General features: G+C 54.8%; 12 protein-coding genes. 6 read left to right on the top strand and 6 right to left on the bottom strand.

Annotation, left to right across the window (positions count from 1 at the left end; all coding sequences use genetic code 11):
- Positions 1-20: 20 nt before the first annotated feature.
- The 4 genes from dmsD to BV390_RS10635 all read right to left on the bottom strand — a co-directional run bounded on the left by dmsD (position 21) and on the right by BV390_RS10635 (position 4,442).
- Complete coding sequence (dmsD, locus tag BV390_RS10620; protein ID WP_032696096.1) at positions 21-629, bottom strand: Tat proofreading chaperone DmsD; 609 nt, start codon at positions 627-629, stop codon at positions 21-23.
- Positions 630-671: 42 nt separating this feature from the next.
- A complete protein-coding gene (locus BV390_RS10625) occupies positions 672-1,529 on the bottom strand; it encodes a dimethyl sulfoxide reductase anchor subunit family protein (protein ID WP_032696097.1) in 858 nt (285 codons plus the stop codon).
- 54 nt (positions 1,530-1,583) lie between these two features.
- Positions 1,584-4,034 carry a selenate/tellurate reductase subunit YnfE gene (gene ynfE / locus BV390_RS10630; RefSeq protein WP_085396902.1) on the bottom strand — a complete coding sequence of 817 codons (2,451 nt, stop codon included), beginning with the start codon at positions 4,032-4,034 and terminating at the stop codon, positions 1,584-1,586.
- A gap of 144 nt (positions 4,035-4,178) precedes the next feature.
- On the bottom strand, positions 4,179-4,442 hold the full coding sequence (locus tag BV390_RS10635; protein WP_032687519.1) for a DUF1161 domain-containing protein: 264 nt from the start codon (positions 4,440-4,442) through the stop codon (positions 4,179-4,181).
- Positions 4,443-4,577: 135 nt separating this feature from the next.
- On the opposite strand from BV390_RS10635, the gene BV390_RS10640 reads away from it, so the two are divergent.
- Positions 4,578-5,255 carry a YnfC family lipoprotein gene (locus BV390_RS10640; RefSeq protein WP_155032412.1) on the top strand — a complete coding sequence of 226 codons (678 nt, stop codon included), beginning with the start codon at positions 4,578-4,580 and terminating at the stop codon, positions 5,253-5,255.
- Here the strand turns inward: BV390_RS10640 and speG are convergent.
- A complete protein-coding gene (gene speG / locus BV390_RS10645) occupies positions 5,249-5,809 on the bottom strand; it encodes a spermidine N1-acetyltransferase (RefSeq protein ID WP_004862437.1) in 561 nt (186 codons plus the stop codon). The genes BV390_RS10640 and speG overlap by 7 nt on opposite strands.
- Positions 5,810-5,870: 61 nt before the next feature.
- Positions 5,871-6,212 (bottom strand): DUF1283 family protein, encoded by a 342-nt coding sequence (locus BV390_RS10650; RefSeq protein WP_032687521.1) that lies wholly within the window; start codon positions 6,210-6,212, stop codon positions 5,871-5,873.
- Positions 6,213-6,366: 154 nt separating this feature from the next.
- On the opposite strand from BV390_RS10650, the gene BV390_RS10655 reads away from it, so the two are divergent.
- From BV390_RS10655 to BV390_RS10675, 5 genes are all read left to right on the top strand, one after another.
- Positions 6,367-6,693: a YnfA family protein gene (locus BV390_RS10655; protein ID WP_004862432.1), complete on the top strand. Its 327-nt coding sequence runs from the start codon at positions 6,367-6,369 to the stop codon at positions 6,691-6,693.
- A gap of 430 nt (positions 6,694-7,123) precedes the next feature.
- Complete coding sequence (locus tag BV390_RS10660) at positions 7,124-8,137, top strand: Zn-dependent oxidoreductase (RefSeq protein ID WP_085396904.1); 1,014 nt, start codon at positions 7,124-7,126, stop codon at positions 8,135-8,137.
- Positions 8,138-8,186: 49 nt separating this feature from the next.
- The gene (locus BV390_RS10665; RefSeq protein WP_085396905.1) at positions 8,187-9,563 is read left to right on the top strand and encodes an MFS transporter; all 1,377 of its coding nucleotides are present in this window, start codon (positions 8,187-8,189) and stop codon (positions 9,561-9,563) included.
- A 217-nt stretch (positions 9,564-9,780) separates the two neighbouring features.
- Complete coding sequence (locus BV390_RS10670; protein WP_032687527.1) at positions 9,781-11,244, top strand: mannitol dehydrogenase family protein; 1,464 nt, start codon at positions 9,781-9,783, stop codon at positions 11,242-11,244.
- Between the two features lie 307 nt (positions 11,245-11,551).
- Positions 11,552-11,983: a universal stress protein gene (locus BV390_RS10675; RefSeq protein ID WP_032687528.1), complete on the top strand. Its 432-nt coding sequence runs from the start codon at positions 11,552-11,554 to the stop codon at positions 11,981-11,983.
- Positions 11,984-12,018 lie beyond the last annotated feature (35 nt).

Below are 12,018 nucleotides of genomic sequence, written 5' to 3' on the forward strand. Positions count from 1 at the left end.
TTCCCGACATGGCGGTGCGTTTAGCGATAAAGCGGTTTGTCGGCGACGGCAATGGGAAGCTGGCGCTGCCATTCGGCGAGGGTCACCTGAGCCAGCTGTCCGAGGGATTGATAAAAGGGGTGCCCGGCCCCGGCGATAAACACCTCGAGGAAGCGGCCGGACCAGGGAAGCAGGTGCCAGGCGAGAAGCTGCGAAAACGCCTCCTCCTGCCCGGACTCGCACAGCCAGGCGGCCAGCAGCAGGAGCGTGCCGAAATGATCTTCCGGCTCCTGGCTCTGCGCCGCGTGGCCAATTCCGTTCGCTCGCATCCACTCCCGCAATGCCAGAGTGGAGTCGCCGAACAGCACATTCTCTTTATCCAGCCAGACCGAACCCCACGGCGGCGCGGGCAGCGCCCAAGGACCAATAAACAGGCGTTGCCAGGCCTGGGGGAGCGGTTCATCGCTGGCGTCGGCGAACCCGGTCGCCAGCGAATCGGCTACCGGAAACGGCCATTGCGCCCGCCAGCTGCCGTCTCGTAGGGCTGCTACCAGCGGTGCGGCCTGCTCGCTTTCCGGGGTAAATGAAAACAGGGCGCCCAGGGTGCGGGCGCTCAACGCGACGGCGTCGCGGTAGTGAGCTTGTATCATGTACGCTTCCTTACTGAGGCGGGACGGTGCCACGCCTGAATATTAACCAGCAATCGCCACGCCGACGGTCATATGCAGACCATAAAACAGACCGCGGCCAATAAGTTCTCCGGCCAGAACCAGCAGCAGTCCGATGAACAAACTGCCTGGGCGCGGGGTTTGGTTCCGGCAAAGCGGGCAGATCCAGCAGCCCAGCCCAGATGCCAGCAGCGCGATGCGCCAGATCTGTAACGCGGCATAATTTGGCACCAGCGCGCCGGCGCGCTGCACTGAACTCTGAATCTCGTTGAGTTCAACGCCCTGCTGAATCACCAGCGCAACGCTGACAAACAGCGCCAGCACGCTCAAGGAGGCGAAAAAGCGCCCGTTGAACTCGACGTTAGCTGCCCGCAATAATAGCGCGGCGAACAGCGGCCCGCTCAGCGCCATCGTCAGAAAGAAGGATGTTGTCGTGCCGCCACTATACCATGTCGGGACGGTCTCAATCTGGTACACCCGGGTCATCGCCAGCACAAACATGACGCCCAGCAGCATGCTCAGCAGCAGCCAGGGGCGGCTGAGGGAAGCAGGCAGTTTGCCGAGCCTCGCCAGCAACCACCAGAAGCCGCCGACGGCGAAGAACAGGGCGCCGCTGGCGATTTCATTACTGAGCGCCGAGGCGCCAATGCGATGAAGAGAGTTGAATGCCCGGAGCGGCGATCCCAGATGCATAACCGACGCCAGGAAACCGACCCCCATCATGAGCCAGAGAAAGACCATGCGCTTGACCAGACGCTGCCGGGCCTCGGAGTTATCTGTCAGCGACAGCCATCCCAGGCCGCTGACGATAGTTGCTCCCGCCACGCATTGACCGAGCACCGTAAACAGCACCAGCGGCCATTCATGCCATCCACTACCCATGGACGATCTCCTTGCGTGTTGTCAGGCCGTCTGCGTGACATTGCTTCCGGGAGATCATGACGCCGGGCCCTCGATTCTGGCGATGTCAACGAGGTTCGTATGCTGTGGATTTCCTTTGGCCAGCGGTGAAGGGCGATGGGTGGTCAGGGTATTAATGCAGGCGCCACGATCGATGCGGTCACCGTCCATGCTGGCGTCATGCCATGCTCCCTGGCCCATGGCCGCTACGCCGGGCATGATACGCGGCGTAACTTTCGCCGGAATATGCAATTCGCCGCGCGGGTTGAAGACGCGTACCAGATCGCCGTTTTTAATTCCGCGCTTCCCGGCATCAAGCGGATTGATCCATACCTCCTGGCGGCAGGCGGCCTGCAGCACATCGACGTTCCCGTAGCTGGAGTGGGTTCGGGCTTTGTAGTGAAAACCGAAAAGCTGCAGCGGGAACTGGTCGCGCAGCGGGTCATCCCAGCCTTCGAAAGTGGAGGCGTAAATCGGCAACGGGTCGATCGTTTCATCCGTTTGCAACTGCCAACGGGCAGCAATATCCGCCAGCTGACTGGAGTAAATCTCAATTTTGCCGGAGGGCGTTTTTAACGGGTGTGAGAGCGGGTCCGCACGAAAATCGCGATAGGCGACAAAATGGCCGTCCGGATCTTTACGCTTGTAAATCCCTATTGCTTTCAGGGCCTCATAGGAGGGCAGCGCCGGATCTCTGGCCAGCATTTTAGCGTACAGATACTGGAGCCACTGCTCCTGGGTGCGACCTTCGGTAAAGCGTTGATAAATATCATCGCCGAGGCGTTTTGCCACTTCACTGAGGATCCAGTAGATCGGTTTGCGTTCGAATTTTGCCGGGGTCGCGGGCTGAATAAAAATCAGGTAGCCCATGTTCCCGGCGTAGTCGTTAGGGATAATGTCTTCCTGTTCGACGGTCATCAGGTCCGGCAGCAGAATGTCGGCATACTTCGCCGAAGAGGTCATAAAGTTTTCGATCACCACGATCATCTCGCATTTTTTCTCGTCCTTGAGAATTTCGTGGGTTTTGTTGATATCAGAATGCTGGTTGACGAGGGTATTCCCGGCGTAGTTCCAGATAAACTTAATCGGGACATCCAGCTTATCTTTGCCTCTGACGCCGTCACGCAGCGCGGTCATCTCCGGGCCGCGCGCGATGGCGTCGGTCCAGCTAAAGCAGGAGATGGCGGTTTTGACCGGATTGACCAGCACCGGCAGGCGCTCAATGGTCAGGGTATAGGTCGATTCGCGCGCGCCGCTGTTACCGCCGTTAATGCCGACGTTACCGGTCAGAATCGGCAGCATGGCAATCGCCCGGGAAGCCAGCTCCCCGTTAGCCTGGCGCTGCGGTCCCCAGCCCTGGCAAATACAGGCGGGTCGGGTGGTGCCAATTTCGCGGGCCAGCTTAATGATTCGGTCGACGGGGATCCCGGTGATCCGCGACGCCCACTGCGGCGTTTTGGCGGTAGCGTCCTCGCCGTGACCGAGAATATAGGCTTTGTAGTGACCGTTTGGCGGGGCGCCGGCGGGAAGGGTTGTTTCGTCGTAGCCGACGCAGTATTTATCCAGGAACGGCTGATCGACCAGATTCTCGTTAATCAGTACCCAGGCGATACCGGCTACCAGTGCGGCGTCGGTGCCTGGACGGATCGGGATCCATTCATCTTCCCGCCCGGCGGCAGTATCGGTATAGCGGGGGTCAATGACAATCATCCGCGCGTTGGAGCGTTCGCGGGCCTGCTCGAGATACCAGGTAATGCCGCCGCCGCTCATGCGGGTTTCCGCCGGGTTATTACCGAACATCACCACCAGTCTGCTGTTTTCGATATCTGAGGTGCTGTTGCCCTCGTTACTGCCGTAGGTATAGGGCATGGCGCAGGCAATCTGGGCGGTACTGTAAGTGCCGTACTGATTCAGCGACCCGCCATAGCAGTTCATCAGGCGGGTGACCGGCGAGGCCGAAGGCGAGGAACGGGTCATATTGCCGCCGACAATCCCCGACGAATAGTTAATGTAAACCGCCTCGTTGCCGTAGTCTTTGACGACTCTTTGCAGATTGCCGGCGATAGTATCCAGCGCTTCTTGCCAACTGATGCGCTCAAACTTGCCTTCACCGCGTTTGCCGACGCGTTTCATCGGGTAATTCAGGCGATCCGGGTGATTGATTCGCCGGCGAATAGAGCGGCCGCGCAGACAGGCGCGTACCTGATGATCGCCATAATTATCCATCCCGGTATTATCCGTTTCTACCCAGGTGACTTCATTATCGCGAACGTGCAGACGCAGCGCGCAGCGGCTGCCGCAGTTTACCGAACAGGCGCCCCAGACGATGCGCTCTTCACTTTGTGTCGCCTGCTGAACGGCCGCCGCAGCGGAACGCAGACTGAAAGGAAGCGAGAGTCCACCGGCGGCGAGCGGCAGTGAGCCTATCGCAGACGATTTGATTAACGTGCGTCGGCTGACGCCGCCAGAATGTTCCTGACTGGACATGGCTCACCCCATCGTTGTGTTGCCGCTGAAAGATCGCCGGTATCATTTTCCGGTGTATGGGCGAGCAATCATACGCAAAGTGGGGTAGAAGGATATTATCCCTGGTCAACTCAGGGATAATATCCTTCGAATGAAAATAAGTGCTTAACGGACTTCGCTGTCGGAATCGGCGCTGCGCGTATAGGTAATTTTGAAGGTGTCGTTAGCGCAGTGGCCGACAACCTGGGCACCGGGCTGATCGGGTTGATCGTTGGGTACGATCGCCAAAGTAAAGCCTGAGGCCGGCACGCCGTTGTTGACAATCTTTTGTTGAATATCGTTCTTCACGCGTTCGCAGGAATCGGGAGCGGCCAGCGCCGAGGTTGAACCCAGCAGCAGAGCGGCGCATAGCCAGAGAGAGCGTTTCATCATAGACTCCTTATTAATGTTATCCAGATTTAAGCATAGCAGAACTGGTGTAAACAATTGTATTTGCTAATATGATTGCAATGTACACAAAAGGGATTCGGCGTGAAAAAACGGTTATTGCTGATAGCGGCGGTGATGGTGCTCAGCGCCTGCGATGCGCAGAAAAAGCCTGAAGCATTTACGCCGGAAATGGCGAGTTTTTCCAATGAGTTCGAGTTCGATCCGCTGCGTGGTCCGGTGAAAGATTTTAGCCAGACGCTGTTCGACGAACACGATGAGGTGGTTAAACGGGTGAGTGCAAGCCTGTCCAGGGAGGGCTGTTTCGATCTGTTGGACCTGGAAGATCGGGAAAATAATACCGGCGCGACGCTGATGCTGGATGCCAACTTCTATCTTGATGCCCGCACCCGCGAGAAACGCCTGCGCCTGCAGGGAAAATGCCAGCTTGCGGAACTGCCGTCGGCAGGCATTACCTGGGAGACGGATGATAACGGCTTTGTGGTGGCCGCGCGTGGCAAAGAGACGACGGCCACCTACCGGTATGACAGCGAGGGGTATCCGACCGGTAAAACCACCGTGGCGAAAAATGAGCGTTTTACGGTGGTCTCCACGCCGGCGACGGATCCGCGTAAAAAGCTGGATTACACGGCGACCAGCACCTTTAACGATCGTCAACTGGGGAACGTGCGTCAAACCTGTGACTACGATAGCCACGATAACCCGGTTGATTGCCAGCTGCAGGTGGTCGATGAAAGCGTTCAGCCGCCGCTGACCCGTCGTTATACCATCAAAAACAGTATCGAATACTACTGAGCCGTGGGCTTCAGCAGCGACTGCCCCTGGGTGCGGTGTTCGCTAATATACTGATGCTGGAACAGGCACATACGAATGGTGTTGCGATATTCGCCGTTGATGAAAAATTCATGAATCAGCTCTCCCTCTACCATAAACCCAAGCTTGCGGTAGATGTGGATGGCTTTTTCATTTTCGCTGTCGACGATGAGATACAGTTTGTACAGATTGAGAACCGTAAAACCATAGTCCATCGCCAGCTTCGCCGCGCGTGTCGCCAGACCTTTTCCCTGATAATCCGGTGAAATGATGATTTGGAATTCGGCGCGGCGATGGACGTGGTTGATCTCAACCAGCTCCACCAGCCCGGCTTTTTCACCATTACATTCGATAACAAACCGGCGTTCGCTCTGATCGTGAATGTGTTTATCGTAAAGGTCGGAGAGCTCAACGAAGGCTTCGTAGGGCTCTTCGAACCAGTAGCGCATCACGCTGGCATTGTTATCGAGCTGGTGGACAAAACGTAAGTCTTCACGCTCGAGCGGACGAAGTTTGATTGAATATGCGTCGGTCATGGCTGTTCCTGTCGATAAAAGCTAAATATCGCGCCCGCGGGCGCCATGGATGCGTGACGGATTAGGGCGCAATGGCGCGACCTGTACGGCGGTCGAGGCAGCGCAGGGTGTTCGGTTCCCAGTACGCGTTGACGTTCGCGCTCTTCTGGCAGTTGTCCTGCGCATCAAAAGCGACGTCAGCCTTATCCCACTCTTTTTCGGTGCGGGTGTTGACCTTGTGACGCAAAGAGCGAGTGTCGTTCCACTGCTCTTTTTCCATGGTGGCCTGCTGGCGGCTTTGTGCGCTATCGCCGGATTCAATCACCAGCTTGCTGGTTTGCGCGAAAGACGATGCGGTAAAAAGTACGGCGCTCAGCGCCAGCATAGCCGTCAGGCAGCAACGTGTGTTCTGTGTCATTTTCATCACGGTTTCCTTTGAGTGATAAAAAGGGGAAGCCCCTGCAATCTGCAGGCAGTTTACTACATCTCTTTTCGCCGGCATACCCGACAAAAGAGTGGGGAAGAGGGAGATTATTGCGTAAAATGGGCCAACAACCTGCTCTCTTTACGTGTCTTTAATGTTCAAAACAACGCTGCTTTTCTTTGCCACCGCGCTCTGTGAAATTCTCGGATGTTATTTACCCTGGCTATGGTTAAAACGCGGCGCAACGCCGCTGCTGTTAATTCCGGCAGGTCTGGCGCTGATGATGTTTGTCTGGTTGCTGACGCTGCATCCGGCAGCAAGCGGGCGGGTGTATGCCGCTTACGGCGGCGTATATGTCTGCACCGCGCTGCTGTGGTTGCGTTTTGTCGATGGCGTTAAGCTTAGCCATTATGACTGGGCGGGGGCGCTGATTGCGCTGTGCGGCATGTTGATTATTGTCGCTGGCTGGGGACGCGCTTAACGCGCGTGGTAAAAATCGACGCAGACAGCCATATCGCTGATGTTCATTCGCTAAGCGCGGTGGGTGAGACGATTCGTCGGCGTCCCGTTAATCCCGCTGGCTAAGCGCATTTCACCGCCTCGCTTCCTGCCGTCTCCGGCGCTACAGCGGACCTCACTCATCTCCTTCACGTCGCCGTAAGAGTGTGACACAACGCGTCTTTTTTTAACTTTATACTTGTATGGTAGTAGGTCTGATGTTTTAATTTTGATCAATTGATGGCGATTTACCACACAGATGGACCTGCTGCGACGGCTATATGTCTGCGGGAGAAAGCCGTGCCGGGCATCGTGTTTGATGAAAAACGGGTTGCGAAATCCCGTATGAACCAGCCTGTTTGCCTGTGGCCGGACTGGAAGTGAAGACTTGTGGAACTGGTAAGGAGAGAAATGTGAAGAGTATTGTGATTCGTCGGCCTGATGACCTGGTCATCGAAGAACGCGCGCGGCCGGAACCTGCACCGGGAGAAGTGCGGGTAAAGGTTAAGCTGGCGGGGATTTGCGGTTCCGATAGCCATATCTACCGCGGGCATAATCCTTTTGCTAAATATCCCCGCGTTATTGGCCATGAATTCTACGGCATTATCGACGCCGTTGGCGATGGGGTGACGGACAGGAAGGTCGGCCAGCGGGTGAGCGTTGACCCGGTGATTAGCTGTGGTCATTGCTATCCTTGCTCAGTGGGGAAACCTAACGTCTGCACTTCTCTGGTGGTTCTCGGTGTCCACCGGGATGGCGGTTTTAGCGAGTATGTGGTTGTGCCGGCTCAAAATTGCTGGCTAGTGCCGGACACGGTACCCGATCGGCACGCGGTAATGGTTGAGCCTTTCACCATTGCTGCCAACGTCACCGGACAGGTTAAACCGACGGATCAGGACATCGCGCTGGTATTCGGCGCCGGGCCGATGGGCTTAACAACGATTCAGGTGCTAAAGCGGGTCTATCGGGTTAAGCAGGTGATTGTGACTGACCAGATCGACGAACGCCTGCAAATGGCGAAGCGCAATGGTGCCGACTGGACTATCAACAACGGTCAGACGTCATTAGCTGAATGCCTGCAGGATAAAGGTATTAAACCGACGCTGATTATTGATGCGGCGTGTCACCCGTCAATTTTTCAGGAGGCAGTGACGCTGGCCTCTCCGGCGGCCAGAATTGTGCTCATGGGATTCTCAACTGAACCCTCTCAGGTTGCCCAGCAAGGTATTACCGGTAAAGAACTGTCTATATTTTCATCGCGGCTGAATGCGCATAAATTCCCCGTTGTATTAGCATGGTTAGAGCAGGGGTTAATTGATCCTGAAGCACTTATTACCCATGCTTTTGAATATCAGAATATTGTTGACGCTATCGAAATTTTTGAAAAAGACAGAAAGAGCTGTTGTAAGGTTTTATTGACCTTTTGACTCTAATAATAAATGCAAGCTCGACTTCTAACAATTAGAGAAAATAATGATGACTACAGTAAATAATGAGAGAACAACGGCCGATCTCATCCGTGCGGCTGTGTCTGGATGGTTAGGGACCGCTCTGGAGTTCATGGACTTTCAACTCTATTCTTTAGGGGCAGCGCTGGTTTTTCATGAAATCTTTTTTCCTGAGCAATCAGCCGCCATGGCGCTCATTCTGGCAATGGGGACGTATGGTGCGGGATATATTGCGCGAATCGTCGGTGCTTTTATCTTTGGCCGGATGGGGGACAAGATCGGACGTAAAAGAGTTCTCTTTATCACTATTACGATGATGGGCATTTGTACCACCCTGATTGGGGTGTTGCCTACCTATGCGCAGGTAGGCATTTTTGCGCCCGTGTTGCTGGTGACTTTACGTATTATCCAGGGGCTGGGCGCCGGGGCTGAAATCTCCGGAGCAGGTACCATGTTGGCCGAATATGCGCCAAAGGGGAAACGCGGCATCATTTCGTCGCTGGTGGCAATGGGTACCAACTGCGGTACGCTGAGCGCAACGGCTATCTGGGCAATCATGTTTTTCCTTCTTGACCGTGAAGAGCTTGTGGCATGGGGATGGCGAATCCCGTTCCTGGCCAGCGCAGTGGTGATGATATTCGCTATCTGGCTGCGTCTGAACCTTAAAGAAAGTCCGGTATTTGAACAGGTCAACGAGGGAAGCGAGCTGCAAACCGGCGTTGCGGATCGGGAGGCTACCTTTGGCGCGATGCTGAAAAGTAAATCCTTCTGGCTGGCAACCGGGTTACGCTTTGGTCAGGCGGGTAATTCAGGGTTATTGCAAACGTTCCTGGCCGGCTATCTGGTACAGACCTTATTATTTGATAAAGCCATTCCAACCGATGCCCTAATGATTAGTTCCGGGATCGGTTTTATCACCATCCCTCTCCTCGGGTGGTTATCCGATAAAATCGGTCGCCGCGTACCTTATATTATCGTGAATATCACCGCCATTTTACTGGCATATCCGATGGTCTCGATTATTGTTGATAAGAGCTACAGCGTCGGTGCAATTATGGCATCGTTGATTGTCATCCATAATATTGCCGTGCTGGGTCTGTTCGCGCTGGAAAATATCACGATGGCGGAAATCTTTGGTTCGCGTAACCGCTTTACGCGAATGGCGATTTCAAAAGAAACCGGTGGATTAGTTGCTGTGGGTTTTGGCCCGGTGCTGGCAGGTATTTTCTGTAATATGACGGGGTCATGGTGGCCGATTGTCGCCATGCTGATTTGTTACTCGTCTATTGGTTTGCTCTCCGCTCTCCTTATGCCGGAAGTGCGCGACCGCGATCTGAGCTTGCTGGACGATGCGGCGGATGCCACTCCTCAACATCGCGCGGTGAGAAGCGGTCAGTTAACCTGATCGGTTGACTGACTGACGTGCAAGCTGGCCGGGTGCGCAACCCGGCTTTTTATTTCCTCTACTCACGCTTAGTGAAACAGACTGTGAATGGTGAAATCTTCTTGTATGGTAGTTGATGGAAATCAAAGATGTTATACCAATTGCATGAGATGGTTCACCTCACAGAGGCATTCTCCTCGAGAATGGTTGATCAGTAATCATAAAAATGAGAGTCACCATGGAAAACACGCTTTTAACAGCCAAGGCAACGCTTCCTTCCTACGATCGCAGCAAACTGGTTTCGCGCATTGTCCATCTGGGTTTTGGCGCATTCCATCGCGCACACCAGGCGGTCTATGCCGATATTCTGGCGGCAGAACAGGGGAGCGATTGGGGCTACACCGAAGTTAACCTGATTGGCGGCGAACAGCAGATTGCCGATCTGCAGAAACAGGCTCTCCTGTATACCGTTGCCGAAATGTCGGCGGATGCCTGGACGGCCCGCGTGGTCGGCGTGGTTAAGCAAGCAATGCATGCAGAGGTCGACGGCCTGGAGAGCGTGCTGGCGAAGATGTGTGAGCCTCAGGTGGCGATTGTATCCCTGACGATTACCGAAAAAGGCTATTGCCACTCGCCGTCCACCGGCGAGATACAGCTGGAACACCCGCTGATCGCTGCGGATATCCTGAATCCGCACCAGCCGAAATCTGCGCCAGGCGTTATCGTTGAAGCCCTTGCTCGGCGCAAAGCCGCAGGCTTACCGGCATTCAGCGTGATGTCCTGCGATAATATGCCGGAGAACGGCCATGTCACGCGCAATGTGGTTTGTGCCCTGGCGCGTGCGATTGACGGCGATCTCGCCGACTGGATTGCGCAACAGGTGACCTTCCCGTCGACGATGGTTGACCGCATTGTGCCGGCCGTGACGGCCGACACGCTGGATAAAATCGAGCAGTTGACCGGGGTGCGCGATCCGGCGGGCGTAGCCTGTGAGCCGTTCCGCCAGTGGGTGATTGAAGACAACTTTGTGGCGGGTCGTCCGGCGTGGGAACAGGCGGGGGCCGAACTGGTCGCTGACGTAGTGCCTTTTGAAGAGATGAAGCTGCGTATGCTCAACGGCAGCCACTCTTTCCTCGCCTATCTGGGATATCTGGCCGGTTATCAGCATATCAATGACTGTATGCAGGATCAGAATTACCGCCGTGCGGCGCGCACTTTAATGCTCAACGAACAGGCGCCGACGCTGAAAGTCCAGGGGGTTGATCTGGAACATTACGCCGGGCTTCTCATCGACCGTTACAGCAACCCGGCGCTGAAGCACCGCACCTGGCAAATTGCGATGGACGGCAGCCAGAAACTGCCGCAGCGGATGCTGGATTCCGTGCGCTGGCATCTCGCGCAGCGCACCGACTTCAGCCTGCTGGCGATGGGGATCGCGGGCTGGATGTGCTATGTCGGCGGCGTTGATGAGCAGGGGCAGGCGATTGAGATCTGCGATCCGCTGCTGCCGGTGATTCAGCAGGCGGTCCAGAACAGCGCGGAGGGGCCGGAACGGGTGAAAGCGTTGCTGGGTATCGAAGCCATCTTTGGCCACGATTTGCCGCAGAACGGCCGTTTTGTCGATGCCGTGACGAACGCCTGGCTGTCGTTGAAAGAGCGGGGCGCGAAGGCGACCGTTGCCGCCTGGGCTCAGACCCACTAGCATTATCCCGCCCAGTCGACCTGATATTAAGACACCCATTTGGGTGTCTTATTTTTTGCAATCCGCGTCTGTTAACATCCGGGTCGCTTTTTTTCTGGAATATAAAAATATTTATTGAATATTTTATAAAATATTGATCGAGGACATTGAATATACATAACTTTAGCTATCCAGAGTTAACTATATATAATTGATGTTTATTTTAATGAATATGCCAGATTACAGGGTTATTAGCGGTGTGGAACTGAAAATAAATATGTCATGATGTGCGCAGTGAAATTAAGTGCCTCGAAAAAAGGAGTCGAACATGTACAAGAAAATTCTCTTGCCCGTCGATGTGTTTGAAATGGATTTGAGTGATAAAGCGGTACGTCATGCTGAGTTCCTGGCGTCGGCTGAAGAGGGCGAAATTACGTTATTAAACGTATTGCCAAACAGCAGTCGTTCGGTTTTACGCGGATTCGCTGCGGATATTCAGAAATTCGAAACTTTTATGCAAGCGGAATCGGAAAAGAAAATGCAGACGCTGTCTCGTCTGTTCTCGATTCCCGCTGCGCGAATTCATACCCGGGTAGTATTTGGCAATGTTCGCGATGAAATACTGGCTATCGGTAATGCCGACGAGTTCGATGTGATTGTCGTGGGCTCACGCACGCCGGGCCTTTCCACCCATCTTCTCGGGTCAAACGCCGAATCTATCCTGCGCTACGCAAAAATACCGGTGCTGGTTGTTCGTTAGCGTATTTATCAATCAGGGCGGCAGTGTTGCTGTTA

This window comes from Klebsiella sp. YJ, assembly GCF_002108615.1.
Classification (GTDB): Bacteria; Pseudomonadota; Gammaproteobacteria; order Enterobacterales; family Enterobacteriaceae; genus Klebsiella; species Klebsiella planticola.